At 44.8% G+C, this 21,510-nt stretch carries 17 protein-coding genes; 14 read left to right on the top strand and 3 right to left on the bottom strand.

The features are described from left to right. Positions 1-22: 22 nt before the first annotated feature. The gene (locus AC0VYG_RS17725; RefSeq protein WP_475429244.1) at positions 23-2,299 is read left to right on the top strand and encodes a transglycosylase domain-containing protein; all 2,277 of its coding nucleotides are present in this window, start codon (positions 23-25) and stop codon (positions 2,297-2,299) included. A 110-nt stretch (positions 2,300-2,409) separates the two neighbouring features. Then, the gene (locus AC0VYG_RS17720) at positions 2,410-3,282 is read left to right on the top strand and encodes a substrate-binding periplasmic protein (RefSeq protein WP_475429243.1); all 873 of its coding nucleotides are present in this window, start codon (positions 2,410-2,412) and stop codon (positions 3,280-3,282) included. Between the two features lie 90 nt (positions 3,283-3,372). On the opposite strand, the gene glgA is transcribed toward AC0VYG_RS17720, so the two are convergent. Further along, a complete protein-coding gene (gene glgA / locus AC0VYG_RS17715) occupies positions 3,373-4,809 on the bottom strand; it encodes a glycogen synthase GlgA (protein ID WP_475429242.1) in 1,437 nt (478 codons plus the stop codon). Between the two features lie 90 nt (positions 4,810-4,899). Between glgA and glgC the strand changes: the two genes are divergently transcribed. The 8 genes from glgC (at position 4,900) to acpS (ending at position 12,836) form a co-directional block, all read left to right on the top strand. Then, the gene (gene glgC, locus AC0VYG_RS17710) at positions 4,900-6,153 is read left to right on the top strand and encodes a glucose-1-phosphate adenylyltransferase (protein WP_475429241.1); all 1,254 of its coding nucleotides are present in this window, start codon (positions 4,900-4,902) and stop codon (positions 6,151-6,153) included. A gap of 348 nt (positions 6,154-6,501) precedes the next feature. After that, positions 6,502-7,134 carry a riboflavin synthase subunit alpha gene (locus AC0VYG_RS17705; RefSeq protein WP_475429240.1) on the top strand — a complete coding sequence of 211 codons (633 nt, stop codon included), beginning with the start codon at positions 6,502-6,504 and terminating at the stop codon, positions 7,132-7,134. A gap of 243 nt (positions 7,135-7,377) precedes the next feature. Then, complete coding sequence (gene lepA / locus AC0VYG_RS17700; RefSeq protein WP_475429239.1) at positions 7,378-9,183, top strand: translation elongation factor 4; 1,806 nt, start codon at positions 7,378-7,380, stop codon at positions 9,181-9,183. Positions 9,184-9,242: 59 nt separating this feature from the next. After that, entirely contained in the window at positions 9,243-10,067 is an 825-nt protein-coding gene (lepB, locus tag AC0VYG_RS17695; RefSeq protein WP_475429238.1) for a signal peptidase I, read from the top strand. 13 nt (positions 10,068-10,080) lie between these two features. After that, positions 10,081-10,758 (top strand): ribonuclease III, encoded by a 678-nt coding sequence (gene rnc / locus AC0VYG_RS17690; RefSeq protein ID WP_475429237.1) that lies wholly within the window; start codon positions 10,081-10,083, stop codon positions 10,756-10,758. Next, positions 10,758-11,660: a GTPase Era gene (era, locus tag AC0VYG_RS17685; protein ID WP_475429236.1), complete on the top strand. Its 903-nt coding sequence runs from the start codon at positions 10,758-10,760 to the stop codon at positions 11,658-11,660. The genes rnc and era overlap by 1 nt, the downstream gene beginning before the upstream one ends. A gap of 27 nt (positions 11,661-11,687) precedes the next feature. Further along, entirely contained in the window at positions 11,688-12,425 is a 738-nt protein-coding gene (recO, locus tag AC0VYG_RS17680) for a DNA repair protein RecO (protein WP_475429235.1), read from the top strand. 27 nt (positions 12,426-12,452) lie between these two features. After that, positions 12,453-12,836, top strand: coding sequence for a holo-ACP synthase (acpS, locus tag AC0VYG_RS17675; RefSeq protein ID WP_475429234.1), 384 nt, complete (start codon positions 12,453-12,455; stop codon positions 12,834-12,836). Here acpS and AC0VYG_RS17670 read toward each other — a convergent pair. Together AC0VYG_RS17670 and AC0VYG_RS17665 are read right to left on the bottom strand one after the other, a co-directional pair. After that, a complete protein-coding gene (locus AC0VYG_RS17670) occupies positions 12,817-15,645 on the bottom strand; it encodes an ATP-binding protein (RefSeq protein WP_475429233.1) in 2,829 nt (942 codons plus the stop codon). The genes acpS and AC0VYG_RS17670 overlap by 20 nt on opposite strands. Positions 15,646-15,700: 55 nt before the next feature. Next, on the bottom strand, positions 15,701-15,931 hold the full coding sequence (locus tag AC0VYG_RS17665) for a hypothetical protein (RefSeq protein ID WP_475429232.1): 231 nt from the start codon (positions 15,929-15,931) through the stop codon (positions 15,701-15,703). A gap of 132 nt (positions 15,932-16,063) precedes the next feature. On the opposite strand from AC0VYG_RS17665, the gene cysM reads away from it, so the two are divergent. The 4 genes from cysM (at position 16,064) to mazG (ending at position 21,506) form a co-directional block, all read left to right on the top strand. Beyond that, the gene (gene cysM, locus AC0VYG_RS17660; protein ID WP_475429231.1) at positions 16,064-16,957 is read left to right on the top strand and encodes a cysteine synthase CysM; all 894 of its coding nucleotides are present in this window, start codon (positions 16,064-16,066) and stop codon (positions 16,955-16,957) included. A gap of 85 nt (positions 16,958-17,042) precedes the next feature. After that, positions 17,043-18,359 (top strand): 23S rRNA (uracil(1939)-C(5))-methyltransferase RlmD, encoded by a 1,317-nt coding sequence (gene rlmD, locus AC0VYG_RS17655; protein WP_475429230.1) that lies wholly within the window; start codon positions 17,043-17,045, stop codon positions 18,357-18,359. 16 nt (positions 18,360-18,375) lie between these two features. Then, positions 18,376-20,628, top strand: coding sequence for a GTP diphosphokinase (gene relA / locus AC0VYG_RS17650; RefSeq protein ID WP_475429229.1), 2,253 nt, complete (start codon positions 18,376-18,378; stop codon positions 20,626-20,628). Beyond that, positions 20,625-21,506: a nucleoside triphosphate pyrophosphohydrolase gene (mazG, locus tag AC0VYG_RS17645; protein WP_475429228.1), complete on the top strand. Its 882-nt coding sequence runs from the start codon at positions 20,625-20,627 to the stop codon at positions 21,504-21,506. The genes relA and mazG overlap by 4 nt, the downstream gene beginning before the upstream one ends. Positions 21,507-21,510: the final 4 nt, after the last annotated feature.

Raw genomic sequence — 21,510 nt, 5'->3', positions numbered from 1 at the left:
TTCTAAATCTTCTCGTAAGTCTATGACTTCAAAAACGAAAAAGAAATCTTCCCCGAAAAAAACACGTGGATTTTTCGGGCGAGCGTGGCGTGCTGTTTTAAAGTGGGGGCTGATTCTTTGTTTGATCGGCAGTATTCCTTTTGCTGGCTGGGTATGGTGGCTTGATCAAAAGGTTGTGACACGCTTTGAAGGTCAGAAATGGCAAGTGCCCTCCGAAGTGCTCAGTGCACCCGTTTATTTGAAAAGTGGCGCCCCTTGGAAAAAGGCCGAGCTTGAAGCGTTGTTGAAAGAAACAGGTTATCGTTTTGGCCGTAACAGTCAAAAAGTTGGCTGGGCGGCAAGAAGTAAAACAAAAGTGAGCGCCCATCTAAGATCTTATGTTTACTACAACGGCTTTCACCCTAGTGAAAGGCGTATTTTCTCGTTTGTGGATGGTAAACTACAGATTCATGCTTTGAATGGGGATCCTGTGGCGGAAGCCAGTATTGAGCCTCAGCGTATCGGTTTTCTGTATGGCGGTAACACTGAGCGCCGACAAATCTTAACCTATCGTGATATTCCCAAGTCTTTGATTGATATTTTAACCACAGTGGAAGACCGAGATTTCTTTCACCACTGGGGGATTTCTTTAACGGGTATTGCTCGAGCGGCATGGGTCAACTTTACTCACGACTCTCGTAGTCAGGGGGGATCTACCTTGACTCAGCAGTTAGTGAAAAACATGTTTTTAAGTCCTGAGCGTACTTATACCCGAAAACTGACTGAGGTCGTCATGAGCTTATTGTTGGAGTATCACTATTCCAAACAAGAGATTATTACCGCCTATATGAATGAAGTGTACTTGGCGCAAGTTGGCAATGAAGGACTACATGGTTTTGCGGCGGCCAGTCAGCACTTTTTTGGGCGCCCTCTAAAGGAGCTGAATATTGATGAAATGGCGTTACTGGTCGGTATGGTTAAAGGACCTTCTTACTATAATCCTGAACGTCACCCCAAAAGAGCGCTATCAAGACGTAATACTGTTTTAGCGATTTTAAAAGATCAAGGACGGTTGACGCCCACAGACTATCAAATACTGGTGAAGCAGCCCATTCGTCTAGCGGACAAGCGTAGGACGCGTTCAATTTATGGTGATTATTTAGACCTTGTGTCTTTGCAGTTGTCTCGGGATTTTGACAAAGAGACCTTAGCAACGAAAAATTTGCGTATTTATACAGGGGTCGATATTCGTGCTCAGTTAGCCGCGACGCGAGCTATGCGGCGTCAGGTTGCGCTTCTTGAAAAGCATGATAAACGCTTAGCTGGCCTGCAAGGGGCCATGGTGGTGACAGATCGTCAAAATGGTCAGGTGCGTGCTGTGGTGGGGTCTAGCGATAAACAGTATTCAGGGTTCAATCGAGCGCTGGGTGCGGTGAGACCCATCGGCTCTTTGGTGAAACCACCTTTGTATATGGCTGCATTAGCGACGGGGAACTATACTTGGTGGAGTCGCATTGATGACAAGCGCATGCGTTTTAATGTTGATGGTAAGATTTGGGAACCTGAAAACTACTCGCGTAAGACTCATGGTGTGGTGCATCTTTATGAGGCCATGGCCCACTCTTATAACTTAGCGACGGTCAACTTGGCTCAACAAATTGGCTTTGATCGAGTTGGTGATACCCTTCGTCAACTGGGTGTGAAGCGTCCTTTTACGATGCATCCTGCTATGGCATTAGGAGCGCTTGAACTCTCGCCTTTTGAAGTGGCACGTATGTATCAGCCGATTGCCTCCCGCGGCAAAAGTAGTGAGCTTGGCGTGGTGTTGGCGGTCATGGATCAACACGATCATTTATTGAAGCGTTTTGACCGCTCAACCAAAGTGCCCTTTACGGATGCTTTGTTGGCGGTAACGTTAGATGGCATGACCAAAGTACCTGAAATTGGTACCGCTAGAGCGGCTCAACGTGCTTTTCCTAATTTAACATTTGCTGCAAAGACAGGGACGTCTAATGGTGAGCGGGACAGTTGGTTTGAGGGCATTACTGGTGATTATGCCAGTACTGTTTGGTTGGGAGACGATGATAATGCGCCCTTAGATATCACAGGTGCAACGGGCGCACAAAAGGTATGGATTGATTTTACTCGGCATATGAATCCTCGCTCCTTACCAGACACATTGCCTAATGGTGCAGTCAGGTATGATGTTCTGGATGATTCCTTTGAAATAGCCGCAAAGCGTTGTAAAAATCGTGAGTCTTTAGCCTTTATTGATGGGACTCAACCCACTAGTTCGAGTTCGTGCTTCTGGCCTTTTTAGAAAAAGATGTCATACAAAGTAATGCATAAATTCATTTTCATTGTATGCTTTATTTGTTGCTGATGAGTTTGCCACCGAATTGGTGTTTGTTTGAGGAGTGTTCTCAAGTTATGCGTCTACATAATAAACTGCTATTTCGCCTTGTGCCATTGATGGGACTCTTAGGAGTGTTGTTCAGTGCTCAAAGCGTTGTGGCTCAGACGTCGACAAGTAAAGGACAATGTCGCTCGTTGACAGCAACGGGTAACTCTGAGTACCCACCTTTTTTATGGCGTAATCCGAATAATTCTCACGGGTTATTAGGGGCGAATGCTTTCTTTATAAAGGCACTGAGTAAGCGTATTGGTGTGCCAATTAAGCTGGAACATGTTGGTCCTTGGTCAAGGGCGCAATCGGAAGTGAAAAGTGGACGTATTGATTTGATGGCAGGGGCTTTTTATACCAGCTCTCGTGCCGATTATATGGATTATTTTTCCCCTGTAATACTGCATACCACGAGCGTCGTTTGGCAGCGAAAAGGTAATCAATTTCCGTTTCATTCTAAAGAGGATTTGATTGGGAAATGGGGGGTGACGGTAATCAATAACAGTTTTGGTCAGGCGTTTGATGAATTTGCTCAGCGTCACCTCAATATTCTCAGCGTGGCCAGTTTGTCTCAAGCGTTTTTGATGCTCGCTGCGGATCGTGTCGATTATGTACTGTACGAAAAAAATCCCGGAGAGGCTTATGTCTTGATGCTTGGTTTGAGTGGTAAAATCGTGCCTGTCGAGCCCTCTATTAGCAGTGAAGGTTTGTATTTGACCATGTCTAAAGATTCGCCTTGTAATACAGATGAACTGAAACAAAAAATTGCTAAAGCATTGCGGGATATGCGTCAAGACGGCGTAGCAGAGGCATCTTTGATGAAAGGGTTAAAAGAATGGGATAAAACCCATGTAAAAGAGGCAAAAGAGCTTAAATCTCTTTCTCGAAATGATGAATGACGCAGAGAGCAGAGTTGGAAAAACGTAGAAGAGAAACCTGATATAGACTGTCTCTCTTCTACATAAAACACTTTGTTGTTCGAGCGATTATCACGTAAGTTGGTTGTAGAGTTCTATCCATTCATCGGTGACGGTTTCCCAGCTAAAATCATATTGCATGGCGTTGAACTGCCGTGTTCGCCACGCTTGCATGTCAACAAAGCACGTTAAACAGCGCTCAAGCGCTTTGCTCAAATCCAATGCGGTGGAGTTTTCAAAGACAAACCCGTTTGCTTGGTCTGTGTCCTCAAAGACGGTGTCTGCTAGTCCTCCTGTTTTTCGAACAACGGGAAGTGTGCCGTACTTTAACGCATACAGCTGTGTTAGGCCGCAAGGTTCAAATCGAGAGGGAATGAGTAGGGCGTCAACGCCTGCCTGAATACGATGAGAGTACGCTTCATCGTAGCCAATACGTATAGATACTTGCTCAGGGTAGGACGCTTGTAGCGCTTGATAGGCGGTCTCAAGAGCCCTATCACCGGAACCTAGGATGATTAAACGAGCACCTTTGTTGAGCACCTGTGGAATGGCCTCAAGAGTCAGATCCAGGCCTTTTTGTTCTGTGAGTCGACTTACCACCCCAAAGACCAGTTTAGTTGGGTCTTCTGAAAGGCCATTTTCTCTTAATAAGGCCAGTTTGTTGTCCAATTTTTTCTCAATGGTGTCTGGCGAATAGTGCGTGGTGATGTGATCGTCTTTTTCGGGGGACCATTGATCGTAGTCTACGCCATTTAGAATCCCCGTTAATTTATAACGCATAGCGCGCAGCGTGCCATCCATACCGTCACCGTATTCACTGGTGAGGATTTCTTTTGCATAAGTCGGGCTAACGGTGGTGATTCGGTCTGCATAGGCCAGTCCCGCTTTGAGTCCAGAAAAACGGCCATAAAACTCCATACCATGCAGGTCTAATAATTCATTAGAGAGACGCATGTCTCCGTATCTAGTCATATCAAAACTGCCATTGTAGCGTAGGTTGTGAATGGTGCTGACAATAGGAAGGTGGTTGAGTTTCCAGCTCGCTAGATAGGCTGCGGCAAATCCAGTTTGCCAGTCGTTAAGGTGAAGAATATCTGCTTGCCAGCCGAGCAGGCTGCCATGCTGAGCCAGCATGGCAATTGCCCAAGAAAAGGCACCAAAGCGCAGGTGATTATCGACATAGTCTAGACCATTGCTATCTAAGTAAGGACCGCCATCGCGCTCATAAAGTGCTTGACATTGTACAAGCCAAATAGGAGTGTCATTCTCACGGAGGCGAGTTTCTAAGAGAATAATATCGCCGACGCCAAACGGATTTCCCAAGTTAGTGCTATGATAAATAGGCTCGACTTTGTCGAGCATGCCTTGGTAAGCTGGCATTATGAGCCTGACATCGAGACCCTTTTCTCTAAGCGCTATGGGTAGTGCGCCTGCGACATCAGCAAGCCCACCAGTTTTTATTAAGGGATGTATTTCGGATGCGGCAAATAGAACTTTCTTCATCATCATATAGGTATCTTATTGATTTAGCACAGTCTCAAGAGTATACCTAAATAAAAATTAATGTAGAGTTAGCAGATAATATTTAAAGGGTGAAATATGGATTTAAACACTGCATGTATGAAAACCCTGGCAATTATTTTAGCGGGCGGGCGTGGCTCAAGGCTAAAACAATTAACTGACAATCGTGCGAAGCCTGCTGTGCCTATTGCTGGTAAGTACAAAATCATTGATTTTCCACTCTCTAATTGCATCAATTCGGGTATGCGTCGAATTGCCGTGCTGACTCAATATCGTTCTCATACTTTGAATCAACATGTACAGCGAGGCTGGAACTTTTTACGTTCAGACTTCAATGAGTTTATTGAGCTTTGGCCTGCTCAGCAACAAACGGGTGGGGATTGGTATCGTGGTACTGCCGATGCTGTGTATCAGAATTTAGCCATGATTAATGGTTTGGACAGTGAGTACATGCTCATTCTAGCGGGCGATCATGTGTATAAACAAGATTACAGCTTGATGCTAAAAGAGCACATTGAAAGCGGTGCTGATGTGAGCGTGGCGTGTATTGAAGTGCCCATCCAAGAGGCCGATCAATTTGGCATTATGCATGTGGATGAGGACGATAATATTATTGCTTTTGAGGAAAAACCGACCCATCCACCAACCATGCCGGGTAACCCCAATGTTGCTCTGGCGAGTATGGGGATCTACATTTTTAACACCAAGTTCTTATGTGAAAATTTACGCTCTGATGCAAAGGATGACGACTCCAGCCATGATTTTGGTAAAGACCTTATTCCGATCTTTGTTGGCCGCTCCAAAATAAAAGCCCACCACTTTTCCCATAGTGTTATTCCAAACGAAAGTTATCCACAAAAGCCTTATTGGCGAGATGTAGGGACGTTGACAGCTTATTGGGAGTCTAATATGGACTTGACTAAGCTCGTACCTGAGTTGGATTTATACGATGAAAGCTGGCCCATTCGCACCGCACAGTATCAGCGTCCTGCTGCGAAGTTTAACTATAACTATGAAGAACGCATCGGTACTGCGCTTAACTCGGTGGTGTCTGCTGGTTGTATTGTGTCGGGCTCAACGGTCGAACAGTCGATTCTTTTCAATAACGTTCGAGTGAATTCATACTCACATGTGAATAAATCTGTGATCCTGCCCCGTTGTGATATTGGTCGTCATAGTCGTTTACATCGTGTGGTAGTGGATTCGGACTGTCGCATTCCTGAAGGGACCATCATTGGGGAAGATCCTGCCGCAGATTCTGCACGTTTTTATCGTAATTCTGACGGTATTACTTTAGTGACTCAAGATATGATTGAGGCGTTGAATAACTAAGTCCTCTTAGTTTTATTAGCATATTAGATAGATTGAGCCGCTCGCCAAAGCGGCTTTTTCGTCACATGGTTGGGCTAAACACGAAAGCAAATGAGTCGTTCCTTATATTGCTTGCAGAATAAAGTTGCTTGAAAAGTGGGATTTTAGACACATAACTCAGGGCAATAAATGTTACGATTTGTTATCCCCGCATGCTGTGGATAACCCTATTAGTGAATCTATGATAACTCTTGCGAAGGTAGAGTTGGCGGTGCTTTGTGTGGAGGTGATTAATTCTTCTCCAGTTGAGCATAAGTTGCCCGTATTGTATAGGTTCTGATCAATGATAAAGGTAGTCAAAGGCTTCTTATGTTTACAGGAATTGTTCAAGGTGTTGCGGCTGTTAAATCTCTTAAAGCAGATGGCCGTAATAAAAAACTGGCAATAGAGTTTCCGATGGGCACTATGTTAGATCAGCAAATGGGCGCAAGTGTTGCGATCAATGGTGTCTGCTTAACGGTTTCTGAGATCAAACAAGATATATTATCTTTTGATGTTATTGATACCACTCTCAAATTAACCAATATCGGTTTGTTGAATGATGGCGATGAGGTCAACTTTGAACGTGCCGCCAAAATGGGAGACGAAGTGGGCGGGCATGTCATGTCTGGGCATATCATGACCACGGTGACCGTATCCCGAGTAGAGCAGATTAACGAAAGTGTTCATATTCGTTTTGCTATTGATCGTCAGGATGAAGTGGATGCGCGACGTTACTTGTTTGATAAAGGCTATGTTGGCCTCAATGGTGCTAGTTTGACCATCAGTGGTATCGGTGATGATTGGATTGAAGTGTCGCTGATTCCAGAAACACTACGCTTAACCACCTTTGGTAAGCTTGTTGCGGGCGATAAAGTGAATTTAGAAATTGATGCTCATACACAAGCCACAGTGGATACGGTTGAACGTGTCTTAAAACAACGGGGCATCGTTTTACCCTGATTTTTACTGTGTCGTTTGTGATGACTTTGTCTGTTTGTTCATTTAAATAAATGGAGTCCTTGGTTGATTTTCGGTAGAATGCTCGCCAATTTCCGATCCGAATGCAGAATGGTTCGTATTTTGTTGTGGTGATTTCCCATCACGTCGTTTTTTGTTATGACAATAAACGGCCAAAAAGACAGCAATCTCGAATAAAAGAACGTCGTATTCAACCAAATATCGCTTTTAAAGTGTGAGTAAATAGTGTCTTCAAAAAATCTTAAGCACATACGCAATTTCAGTATTATTGCCCATATTGATCATGGAAAGTCGACCTTAGCAGACCGTTTTATCCAAATCTGTGAAGGGTTGAGTGAGCGTGAAATGTCGGCGCAGGTTCTTGACTCTATGGACATTGAACGTGAGCGTGGCATTACCATCAAGGCGCAAAGTGTGACCTTGGATTACCATGCCAAAGATGGCCAAACCTATCAACTGAACTTCATCGATACACCAGGGCACGTGGATTTTTCTTACGAAGTATCTCGTTCTCTAGCCGCCTGTGAAGGTGCACTTTTGGTGGTGGATGCGGCTCAGGGTGTGGAAGCTCAATCCGTGGCAAACTGTTACACCGCGATTGATCAAGGCCTTGAGGTTATGCCTGTATTGAACAAAATCGATTTGCCTCAAGCTGAACCAGAGCGTGTGTGTGCCGAGATTGAAGAGATCATCGGTATCGATGCCATGAATGCCGTAACCTGTTCTGCCAAAACGGGAATGGGGGTTGAGGAAGTATTAGAGCGATTAGTCGCGACGGTTCCACCACCGGAAGGGGATGTGGATGCGCCATTGCAAGCGCTCATTATTGATTCTTGGTTCGATAATTACTTAGGTGTCGTGTCTTTAGTGCGAATTAAACAAGGTACTTTGCGCAAAAAAGATAAGATTTTTATTAAATCGACTAAGCAAGCGCATCTTGTGGATATGGCCGGTATTTTTACACCGAAGCGTAAAGAAACCGATATTCTAAAAGCGGGCGAAGTGGGTTTTGTTGTTGCTGGGATCAAAGACATTCACGGTGCACCAGTAGGGGATACTATTACCCATGCAGCGACACCAGATGTTGCCCAATTAGCAGGTTTCCAAAAGGTGAAACCTCAGGTCTATGCCGGCCTGTTCCCTGTCAGTGCTGACGATTATGAAGATTTTCGCGTGGCTTTGGATAAATTAACCCTCAACGATGCCTCGCTTTTCTTTGAGCCTGAAAGCTCCGATGCATTAGGTTTTGGTTTCCGCTGTGGCTTCTTGGGGATGCTACACATGGAAATTATCCAAGAACGTTTAGAGCGTGAATACGACCTTGATTTAATTACGACCGCACCGACGGTTATTTTTGAAGTCGAATTGGCAAATGGTGAGGTCATTAATGTTGATAGTCCTTCTAAAATGCCAGATCCAGGTTCCATCAAGGAAATGCGTGAACCGATTGTAGAAGCCAATATTTTAGTGCCACAAGAATACCTGGGTAGTGTGATTACCTTATGTGTGGAAAAGCGCGGTGTTCAAAAAGATATGCAGTTTGCTGGCAAGCAGGTGCAATTGCGTTATGAATTACCAATGAATGAGGTGGTGATGGATTTCTTTGATAAGCTGAAATCTTGTAGCCGTGGATTTGCGTCGCTGGATTACAGTTTTTCGCATTTTGCTCCCGCTCCATTGTGTCGTTTAGATATTTTGATCAATGGCGAACGAGTAGATGCCTTGGCGTTGATCATGCATAAAGACAATGTGCAATATAAAGGTCGTGCTTTGTGTGAAAAAATGAAAGATTTGATCCCGCGTCAGATGTTTGATGTGGCGATTCAAGGGGCCGTCGGTGCTAAAGTCATTTCTCGTACAACCGTAAAAGCTTTGCGTAAAAACGTGATTGCCAAGTGTTACGGTGGCGATGTAAGTCGTAAGAAGAAACTGTTACAGAAACAAAAAGAAGGTAAAAAACGCATGAAGCAGGTTGGCAATGTGGAAGTTCCACAATCCGCTTTCCTTGCTGCATTGCAAATAGATAGCTAAGCGCAGCATGAACCTAGATTTGGCCCACTTGACGTGTGCGCCGTAATGGAGACAGATGTATGAGTTTTAATTTTGAGTTGATACTGACCTTGGCTTTTTTAATTACCGGGGCGTTTTGGTTGTATGATCGACTGGTTTTTGCACCAAAACGCAAACGGTTATTGGCTGATATGCCAGAAGAGGCTCGCTCAGCACTGAGTAAAGCGGAAAAAGAGCGATTAGCGAATACACCAAAGTATGTATTAGAAGTGAAGTCGTATTTTGGCATCATTGCGGTCATTTTTTTCGTGCGATCTTTTGTGGTAGAGCCCTTTCAGATTCCGTCTGGTTCAATGTTGCCAACATTGAAAATAGGTGATTTTATACTGGTGAATAAGTTTGATTACGGTATTCGCTTGCCCATACTCAACACCACATTGATCAAAACAACGGAGCCAAAGCGTGGCGATGTGATTGTCTTTAAATACCCACGTGATCCGAGTATCAATTATATTAAACGGGTAGTGGGCTTACCTGGCGATCATATTAGCTATCACAATAAAATTCTTAAGATCAATGGCAAGCAGGTAAGCAAACAGTTTATTGCGAATTTACCGCCATCACCGGATCAAAACCAAGAGGCGGTGAGTTTGTATAAAGAAGATTTAGACGGTACGGTTCATTATATTTATAACAACCATTATCCGGACCCACTCCAAGGCAATTATGTTGTGCCAAAAGGCCACTATTTCGTGATGGGGGATAACCGTGATAACAGCTCTGATAGTCGAGTGTGGGGCTTTGTACCAGAGTCTGACCTAAAAGGTCGTGCTTTCTATGTATGGCTGTATTGGAATAAGTTTTTCAGTCTTCCAAGTTTTGAATATAACGGTTTTATTAAATAATGCTGGAGAGATTTTGAGTTCACTGTATCAGAAGTTGTGTCGGCGAATAGGGTATTTTTTCGCCGACCTTGGATTGCTTGAATTGGCGCTAACACACCGCAGTTTTGGTGGTAAAAACAATGAGCGCCTTGAATTTTTGGGTGACTCCATTTTAAATTATGTCATCGCTGAAGAGTTGTTCCATCGCTTTCCAAAGGCGAAGGAAGGCGAGTTAAGTCGACTAAGAGCCTCCTTGGTAAAAGGCGACACCTTAGCGGAGTTAGCTCGCGAATTTCAGCTTGGCGACTTTTTAAAGCTGGGAGCCGGGGAGCTGAAAAGCGGCGGGTTTCGTCGTGATTCTATCTTAGCCGATGCGGTAGAAGGGATTATCGGTGGTATGTATCTTGATGCGGGGATGGATGTTTCTCGCCAACATATACTAGCTTGGTACAAAGATAGACTGGATGCGACCTCTCTTAAAGTGGTCACTAAAGATGCCAAAACGCGTCTGCAGGAATTTTTACAAGCCCGCAAACATGCATTGCCGCACTATGAAGTCGTCGAGATTTTGGGAGAGCCCCACGATCAAACGTTTCATGTACATTGTCTTGTTGAGCTTTGCGATAAACCGATAGAAGGCGTAGGTAACAGTCGTCGTATTGCCGAACAAAATGCGGCGGCCGCTGCTCTTAAATTACTGGAGCAAAAATAATGTCTGACGTTGAGATCACCCACTGTGGTTATGTCGCGATTGTTGGTCGTCCGAATGTTGGTAAATCAACCTTACTGAATCACATTCTAGGGCAAAAATTATCGATTACTTCTCGTAAGCCTCAAACAACCCGTGACCAGATTTTGGGGGTAAAAACAGAAGGGCATATTCAGGCAATTTATGTGGATACGCCTGGGTTGCATCTTGGTGAGACCAAAGCGATCAACCGTTTTATGAACAAAACGGCTTCCGCTGCTTTGAAAGATGTGGATGTGATTTTGTTTGTGGTGGATGTTGATCGTTGGACCGAAGAAGACGAATCCGTGCTGCAAAAAGTCAAGTATGCTCGTTGTCCTGTGGTTCTCGTGGTCAATAAGGTGGATCAAGTTAAAGAAAAGGAAACGATTTTACCTCGCTTAGCAAACTTATCTGAACGCATGGAATTTGCGCAAGTGGTACCGATTTCCGCATTGCGCAACGATAATTTGGATCGCCTTGAGCGGTTGGTGGAAAGCTATATCCCAGAAGGTGTCGCGTTTTATCCAGAAGACCAAATTACCAACCGCAGCTCGCGTTTTTTGGCGGCCGAAATAGTGCGTGAGAAAATTACCCGCCAATTGGGACAGGAAGTGCCTTATGAAGTGGCGGTGCAGATTGAAGAGTTTGTCTATGAAGAAACGGCAATACACATCAGTGCATTAATTTTGGTCGAGAGAAACGGGCAAAAGCGCATCATTATTGGTGAGCGTGGTGAGAAAATTAAACTGATTGGTAAAGAAGCCCGTATTGACATGGAAAACTTATTTCAACATAAAGTGATGTTGAATCTATGGGTCAAAATTCGTTCTGGCTGGTCCGATGACGAGCGTGCTTTGGCGAGCTTGGGATACCAAGAAGAATAGTTTGGATGATTAAGAAGAGTAAATAGAATGCGCGCCAGTGCGTATGTTATTCATACACGTCCTTTTCAAGACAGTAAAATTCTGGTGGATTTGTTGAGTCTTGAGCAGGGATTAGTACGTGGCGTATGGCGTTTACCAAAAAAAGAGGCTCGGGTTATACCTGGGCCTTTTTTGTGCTTTGAAGTCGAGTTAACCGGACGAGGTGAGCTTAAGACCTTAAAAAGTATGGAAAGCTTGCAACGACAAAGGTCGTTAGAGGGCATGCCTTTGTATGCCGCTTTATATGTCCATGAGATTCTGGCCAAGCTACTGCCTTTGAACTTACCTTTGTCGGATGTGTATTACCTCTATCAGTGGCTGATTGAAAACTTGCATTCGGGGGTGGCGATAGCCCCTTTGCTGCGGCGTTTTGAAGTGGGTCTGTTTAGTGAGTTGGGGTCGGCGATTAACTTGTCGTCTACAGGCCGTGGGGAACGGCTTGACCCCAAGCAACTGTACCAGTTTCATGAAAAATTTGGTTTACGTCCCTATTTTGGAGAGATTCCAAAACTAACGCCACTGTTGTTTGTTGAGGGAAAAGTTGCGCTGGATTATCATGCCGGCCATTGGTCGGATAAGCAGGTACTGAGTTTAGCGAAAGAGCTGCACAGGGCTTGGTTGGACAGTTTATTAAACGGCAAACCTGTTACGGCTCGGCGTTTACTGCCAAAGCAGCCTTTTCAAGGTGAGCGCCTTTTAGGTGTGCCCATCTTTCGTGCCATATAGAGATTTTTATACAGATAGGGGTTGGAAGTGATTGTTGGAATAGGTACTGATTTAGTGGATATTGCGCGGATGGCAAAGTCAATTGAGCGCTTAGGAGAGCGGTTTATTGATCGTATTTTAACCTCCGAAGAAAAAGCGCAGTGGGCGTCGATTAGCAATGTAGACAATGGAAACGCCTTTGTTGCTAAGCGCTTTGCTGCAAAAGAGGCGGCAGTGAAAGCGCTTGGCACGGGGATTGGTCGTGGTGTGAGCTTCCAGCATTTTTCTGTACGCAATTTGCCATCAGGTCAGCCTACGTTGTGGGTTGATGATGAAATAGCGGCGCGTTTTGATCATCCTATAAGCTGGCATTTGAGTTTGACTGACGAAAAGGCCTATGCCCAAGCTTTTGTTATTCTTGAGGCCATTTGATCCAAGGTCTGGCATTAATGACTTGATCGATGGCATCAAGGAAGTCCTCTAGCACACCTTCAACTTCTTCAAATCCCAACTCTTTTAAGTGCGTTTCTAAATAGCCTGCGTGTCGTGTCATATTAATGGTGCCCGTATATTTGGATGCACCATGGATACGATGTACAACATGGATTAATTTTTCAAGATCCTGATGCTCGAAGTGATGCTTGATAAGGCGTTTCTCGTCTTCTAGGGTGTCTGCCAGCATATCAAACATTTCTTTAGCAACGTCGGCTTTATGATTCACAATATCTAACGCTTTGTTCACATCAAAGGCATTGGCTATCTCGCTATTGAGTTGTTCTTGGTAATTCCCTTTTTTAGAGCACCATTTTACGATGGTGTTTAATAAGATATTTTCATCGATGGGCTTTGTGAGATAGGCATTAATGCCACTAAGCAGCATTTTTTCTTGCTCTATACCGAGAGCGTGGGCCGTGACGGCAATGATGGGAATGTCTTGGTATGCCTCAAGAGTGCGTAGTTGTTTTGTTGTTTCAATCCCATCCATTTCTGGCATCTGAATGTCCATGAGAATCAGGTCAAACGTATTCTCTTTGGCAATATTGATGGCTTGTTGTCCACTGTATGCCAAGGTGACTTCGATGCCGTTAGGGGCTAGCCAATGTGACATAAGCTGCAAGTTAATGGGAGTGTCGTCTACAGCAAGCACTTTCAAACCATGTGTTTGCTGCTCTTGAGGGGCTATTGGTTGTTGTGACTCTATTTGTGCTTGATACGCCGCAACGTGGGATTGTTGTTTGGGCAACAAAGGTGTGGCCGTATCGATTTTCATTGGTAACGATATGGTTTTTAGCGCCTGGTATAAGTGCTTATGGCTGATTGGTTTGAGCAATGTGCTACTACAAATGGCTTTGAGAGCGGGGTAGTGGCTTGTTTGTCCAGGTGGTTGGATCATCAAAATACTGGGTATCTGGAATTGTAAACTGGCGTAGCTGATCAGCTCGTGAGCCTCGTTAGCGCTTTTGTCAGACGGGGTGATGCTGATTAAAAGGCCGTCAATGTCGGCGTCCTGTTGACCTAATTTGGCGATGACTTGTTCTAAGGTTGAGCAAGCGGTGCACTTCACACCGATACTTTTTAGGTAGTGGGTAAGATAAAGGCGATAGAGATGGCTTGGTTCAAGCAGAATAAACTGTTTATGCAGCTTTTCCGGTGTTTGGGCTGGCTTTTCAGAGGGTTGGAGATTTAATGTAAAGTAAAAAGTAGAGCCATTTTTTTGATCGCTGTAGACATCGATATTACCGTCCATTTGCTCAACGAGTTTTTTGGTGATCACAAGACCCAACCCTGTGCCACCAAATTGGCGTGTTGTGCTGTTATCGACTTGAGAGAAGGGCTTGAATAGGCGATTTAGTTTGTTTTCAGGGATGCCGATACCTGTGTCGATCACTTTAAAGGAGAGTAATAGTTGGTCGCTGGCTTGTTTAACCAGTGTGACTTTGGTTCGAATGGAGCCTTTGTGGGTGAATTTGATGGCATTACCGATTAAGTTGTTAAGGATTTGTCTGATGCGTACTGCGTCACCAGTGACCCATTGTGGCACGTCTTCTGAAAATTCCGGCACGAGGTCTATTTGTTTTTCACTGGTTAGCAGGCTGGCACTCAGAATTTGATACACATCATCGACTAATTCTCTTAGGTTGACATCACCATGATCTAAACTGAGTTTGCCTGCTTCAATTTTTGAAAAATCAAGAATGTCACCAATGATAGCTAGTAGACTATTCGTCGACTGCTCAATGGTGTCTATGTAGATCTTTTGCTGGTCGTCGACCAGATTCTTTTGCAGTATTTTGGTATAGCCCAAGATGGCGTTGAGAGGGGTGCGAACCTCGTGGCTAATATTGGCTAAAAATTGCGATTTAAGGCGATTGGACTCCATGGCCTCTTTATTGGCAATATGAAGTTGGGCGCTTTTTTCTTCGAGGCTATCCAAATTGCTACGCAGGTCCTCAGTAGATTGTTCTATGCCGGCATTAAGCTCTTCCTTGTGGCTTTCTAAGCGCTCGGCTAAATCTCTAATGCCTTTTTCCAGTAAGCTAAATTGAGGGGAGAGTTTAAGGGATTTGGCAGACGCGAATTGCCCTTTGACGAGGTTGTTGATTGCCCCAGTAATAATTTCCGATGGGCGAGCTAGGTAATGGGATGCTTGCCAAGCGATGTAAGCCGTGATGCCATTAAAAAACGCGAAGAATAGCGCCAAAAGACTAATGAGCTGATAGGTTTGTATAGCAAGCTTGTCTTTGCTTATTTCTACTTTGACCCAGCCAATTAAATGGTTCGGAGTACGCAAGTTGGTGAAATCTGGTTGGCCGCTGATGTCATCAACTTGCTTAGGGGGCATATGGTAAATAGGGGTGATGCGAATAATGGCATTGTCTTTCTGCTCATTGACCGTTTGTTCTGTTAAGGTGGGAGATGGCAAGTAGGGTTCCGCTCCCGTTTCAGCAACAACACGGTATTTGCTGTTAAAAATCTGAATATTGTGGACATCACCGTAGCTTAAGGCATTTTGTAATAGCTGAGGCGATAGAGGGGCGTGGTTAGAGGCCAACTGACTGGTAGAGACTAATAAATCTGAAATGATCAGGGCTTTGTTTTCCAGTTGTTGCTCTAAATCACTTGTTCGGGAAAAAAATAAAAAGCACGCGGCGGCCAGTGAGAGGATAAGTGGGGGCGTAAAAATAACCCAAAAGAGAGTCTTACTTGGCGAAAGTGTTTTGATCTTTCCCAGTGGCTTCATATTGTCATGATCCGTTTTTCCTTGCTATTTTTGTGGCTAGTAGTAAGCAAGCTGACTAGTAGCAAGCAAGTGTTCCTGCCTTTTTGCGTTTTTTGCACTGTTTCTCGTAGTTACTACAGGCTGTGGCTTTGAGTCGAGAGATGTCTTTGATGCTTTGACATTCTTTCCATTTGGCTCGGAGTGTGTCATCTGATAACTTATCCATGTCGCTCTCAAATAAATCGCAACCTGCTAGTAAGGTGATGGCCAGCATTAAAGCGCCTGATTTTAGGGCATTGTTCGTCATTAGTCGCTCCAGAAAAGAGAGTGTGAGCTAAGTTTATAACGCTTTCTTATTTTATTCTTTTAATGAAGTGTTTTTTAATGCGTTATAACGTTAAGTTTCTTTTCCCACATCATTAATGTCAATGAAGTTTTTATGATTGAATATCCTAGTATAGAGTCTATTGTTGGGCAAACGCCTTTAGTGCGATTGCAAAGAATCAACCCAAACCCAAGCAACACGGTGTTATTGAAGCTTGAAGGACAGAATCCAGCGGGGTCGGTTAAGGACCGTCCTGCGTTAAATATGATTTTACAAGCAGAATTACGTGGTGAGATCGCACCAGGTGATAGCTTGATTGAGGCGACCAGTGGCAATACGGGTATTGCCTTGGCAATGGCGGCGGCGATAAAAGGTTATAAAATGCACCTTATCATGCCAGACAATATGAGTCAGGAGCGTAAATCGGCCATGACTGCCTACGGCGCTGTCTTACATTTGGTGACCAAAGCAGAAGGTATGGAGCGGGCGCGGGATCTGGCGATGGAAATGCAAGCGAAAGGGCTTGGTAAAGTGCTCAATCAGTTTGGTAATCAAGATAACCCTAATGCGCACTATCTAACAACAGGACCTGAAATTTGGCAGCAAACACAAGGTACTGTCACCCATTTCGTTAGCTCAATGGGGACAACGGGTACCATTATGGGGGTCTCTCGCTATCTTAAAGAGCAAAACCCCAATATTGAAATTGTTGGCTTACAGCCTTCTGATGGGGACAGTATTCCTGGTATTCGCCGTTGGCCGAAAGAGTATTTGCCGACTATCTTTGATGAATCGCGAGTTGATCGTGTGGTGGATGTCGAGCAGAACCATGCGGAAGTAACCATGCGGCGCTTGGCGAAAGAAGAAGGTATCTTTGCCGGTGTGTCATCTGGCGGATCTGTTTATGCGGCGTTAGAGTTGTCTAGAGTTCTTAATAACGCGGTGATTGTCGCGATTGTGTGTGACCGTGGTGATCGTTATTTGTCCACTGGGGTATTCGATCAGTGAACCTATGCCTGCAAGAATAGGGTATTGGGGCAATATGCGTTAGAATAGGGCATACTTTTATTTATCCTGTTGAAGAGACGTACCCTTGAGAAGAAGAAATCCAACGCGACGCCCATCTAGTCCCCCGTCACTTGGTCCTATCCAGGTCTTTGAAATTGAGGGACTGACACATGATGCAAAGGGGGTAGCTCGCCGACAGGGTAAAGTCACCTTTATTGCGGGTGCATTACCGGGTGAGACGGTAGAAGCGCAAGTCAGCAAGACGGGTCGTCGTTTTGATGAGGCATCTCTGAATCAAGTTATTCACCAGAGTCAGGATCGGGTAGCTCCAGCCTGCCCGCATTTTTTTCAATGCGGCGGATGCAGCTTTCAGCATTTAGCTCAAGAAAAGCAACTAGATGCGAAGTACGATTGGTTAAAGGGGCAGATTCGTAAAGTGATTGCCTCTGATGAGACCTTGTCCGTGCTAGCGGATCAGCCGATAGCGTATCGTCGACGTGCCCGTTTATCGGTTCAGGTCAAAAAACAAAGGGTACAGTTAGGTTTTCGTGGAAAATCCTCTAACGACATCGTATCAATTGATCGCTGCTTGGTGCTGACCACACCTTTGCAAGCGGTTTTCAAATCGCTCAAAACATCGCTTAGTGGTGACACTTTAGCCGAAAAGTTAGGGCATATTGAGTTATTAGAAGACAGTAAAGGTCTTGCGGTCACTTTTCGTTTGATTCAAGTTCTGGATAATTCCCTCAAAGCGCAGTGGGAGTCATGGGCTCAACAGCAGAAAGTGGCGCTCTACTGGCAACCACCTGAGATGAAAAGGGCTTTGGTTGATGGCTCAGCTCGACGTTTTTATCAGCTTGATGGTTTAAAGCTCCACTACCACCCCCAAGACTTTATTCAAGTCAATGCCGCCATGAATGAAAAAATGGTTGCGCAGGCCATGGCTTGGTTAGCACCTTGTGAGCAAGATACCGTATTGGACTTGTTTTGTGGTGTCGGCAACTTTTCTTTGCCTTTGGCTAAGCGCGCAAAACAGGTAGTAGGGGTTGAGCTTCAAGAAGAGATGGTGATGATGGCGAGGGAGAATGCGTCCGCTAATCATCTTGATAATGCATGCTTTATCGCCGCAGATTTAACCAAGCCAGCGAATCAAGAGCTTGCCAATATGTCATTTACGAAAGTATTGTTAGATCCGCCTCGTGCGGGGGCGTTTGAGTTTTTGGAGACAATAATTAATATGCATCCTAAGCAAATCTTGTACGTTTCTTGCAATGCTTCTACCTTGGCAAGAGATGCTGAATATTTAGTCACGAAAGGATATCGTGTTTTACGTACAGGCTTGATGGATATGTTTCCTCAAACCTCACATGTAGAGACTATGATGTTACTGCAAAAGAAGTAATTTTAAGGGTAAGGCAATGGTAACAGTAAGAAAAGATCACCCGATTTCAGCAGACGGAACGGTTGATATTGATCTATGGATGGCGCAGTTTGCCAATACGGTTGATGACGGTTCAAGAGTGCCGTTACGTATGGCGTGTGAGTTGGCTCGTAAAGCTGAGTTTCAGTCTCCTCGCCCTTCTTACTGGGGGCCGCAAGCGAGCACCTTTCGAGCAGGGCTTGAGATGGTTGAGATATTATCCAGCTTTCGTGCCGATCAGGACTCACTTGTTGCGGCGGCTTTGTACCGTGTGGTTCGAGAAGATCAGCTGCCTATTTCCCGCGTGGTCGATATGTTTGGGCGTAAAGTCGCCTCTATCATTGAAGGTGTGGTGCGCATGGGTGAGGTGTCGAAAAACCTAACCGCTGATACCGCAGCTGAAGTATTAGGAAGCAGTGAAAACCAGTTGGAGTCACTGCGTAAGATGCTGGTGTCGATCATTGATGACGTGCGTGTGGTGTTGATCAAGCTGGCAGAACGAGCCTGCGCCATCAAGGAAGCCAAGCACCAAGATGAAGCGCGTCGCGTTGCCGTTGCCCTAGAAGTACAAAGTGTTTATGCCCCGTTAGCTCACCGTCTGGGAATTGGGCATATTAAATGGGAGTTAGAAGATTTATCGTTTCGTTATCTTTATCCGCTGGAGTACAAGCGTATTGCAACTTGGTTGGATGAAAAGCGTCTTGATCGCCAACAATACATAGATGACGTGATCGCCATACTGCGCAAGCGTTTAGAAGGTATTAATATTCACGCGGATTTAATGGGCCGTGCGAAACATATTTACAGTATCTGGCGCAAAATGAAGCGCAAAAACATCGGCTTTGATGAGGTATACGATGTGCGGGCCGTCCGTATTTTGGTGGATGAAACCATGGAGTGTTACGGGGTTCTAGGGGTGGTGCATAATTTATGGAAGCCCATCCCTCAAGAGTTCGATGACTATATTAGTAATCCGAAAAGTAATGGTTATCAGTCTTTGCATACGGCGGTTATTGGTCCACAGGGCAGAGCATTAGAAATTCAGATTCGTACCAAAACCATGCATGAAGATGCCGAACTGGGCGTGTGTGCTCACTGGAAGTACAAGGGGACGGATTTAAGCTCCAACAGCACAAGCTATGAAGAAAAGCTTCAATGGTTAAGAACGATTTTGGACTTCCATGAAGTACAAGATGATTTTGAATCTTTATCAGAGCAAATTCGCAGTGAAATTGAGCAAGATCGTATTTATGTGTTCACCCCTGATGGGCACGTTGTGGATTTGCCAATTAATGCCACTCCGGTCGATTTTGCCTACCGTGTCCATACAGAAATTGGTCATCGGTGCCGTGGCGCCAAAATAAACGGCAAAATAGCCTCTTTGGTTACCCATCTTAAAACCGGCGATAAAGTTGAGATTCTTACCTCTAAAGAAGGTTCTCCTAGCCGAGATTGGTTGCATCCAACGTTTGGTTATGTAAAAACCAATCGTGCTAGAGCGAAAATCCAAAATTGGTTTCGAAAAGAAGATCGCGAGAAAAACTTAGAAGCAGGGAAACTGATTCTTGATAAACAGATTAAGCGACTCGGTGTGGATGAAAGTCGTCTTGACTTAATGAAGTTGTCTTCTCGCTTTAACTTTTCTAATGCCGATGAAATCTACGTGGCTTTAGGAGCTGGCGATATCCAGTTATCCCGAGTGCTTCATGCGATTGATGGCTTGATGAGTTTGGATGGTAATGCGTCGTCTACCGTGCGACCTGTGAGACTGAAGAAAAGCCGTCATAAAACCTCTGATAATGATGTGCATATTCTGGGTGTTGGTAAGTTGCTGACGCAGATGGCGAAGTGTTGTTCGCCTGTACCTGGGGATGAGATTGTCGGCTACATAACACAAGGTCGGGGCGTATCTATTCACAAACAAGATTGCACGAACATCATTCAGATGAGTGGTGAAGAGCCTGAGCGTATGGTGGAGGTTAGTTGGGGAGAAGAAGTGGATAACCTCTATCCTGTAAACATTCAGGTAGAAGCTTATGATCGAACTGGTTTGCTCAACGATATCACTGCTCTTTTGGCGAATGAAAAAGTCAATTTGTTATCCATGAACACATTGTCAACAAAAGAAAGTCATACGGCGGTTATTCGTTTCACCATTGAGGTGGGGGAGTTAGGCGTGTTGAGTAAGTTGCTGCATCGTATTGATCAGCTACCCAATGTGCTAAACGTATTTAGGGAAAAAGACTTTTGAGTGAGTTAGGACCCATTATGACGCCTATGGAGCGCTTATTAACACTCATGGCCTGTTTGCGGGATAAAGAACATGGCTGTGATTGGGATAAAAAGCAGACCTATCAGACGATTGCGCCTTATACATTGGAAGAAGCTTACGAAGTGTTGGACGCGATTGAGCGTCGTGATTACGAGCATTTGAAGGAGGAGCTAGGGGACTTGCTCTTCCAAGTGGTGTTTTATGCACAAATAGGCAAAGAAGAGCAGCGTTTTGACTTTGATGACGTGGTTAATGAAATCGTCAATAAGATGCTGCGCCGCCATCCTCATATTTTTCCTGATGGGGATTTAGCGCGTTTTGGAGAGGCTCCTCCGGTGTCGCAAGAAGCGTTACAAGGTCAGTGGGAGCGTATCAAAGCAGAAGAAAAACGGCTGAAAAATCAACGCTCTCAAGCTGAGGCCCTTGACGACCATGCCCACAAAGATCGTTCCTACGCAGAAGAGAGTCTATTAGATGGGGTTCCTGTCTCCATGCCTGCCTTGATGCAAGCTGAGAAACTGCAGAAAAAAGCCGCTAAAGTGGGCTTTGATTGGCCGGATACGGCACCTGTCTTTGCCAAGATACGGGAAGAGCTAGCTGAATTGGAAGAAGCCATTCAACAAGCAGAGCAAGCGCACATCGAAGCGGAAATGGGCGATGTTTTGTTTGCCATGAGTAATCTGGCTCGTCATCTGAAAGTGGCACCTGATGTGGCTTTAAATCGTACCAATGTAAAATTTCGCCGTCGCTTTGCTCGTATAGAAACGTTAGTATCAGAAAGTGGAAAACGCTTAACGGATTGTTCTCTTGGGGAATTAGATGTCTTATGGGAGCAATCGAAACGAGAAGGGTTGTAAGCTC

It is taken from the genome of Marinomonas sp. 63XJN7_7_ISO-PGPR-S23-202, assembly GCF_056173505.1.
Note: the sequence above shows the minus strand (reverse complement) of the source record. Positions and strands in the feature narration are given on the sequence as shown.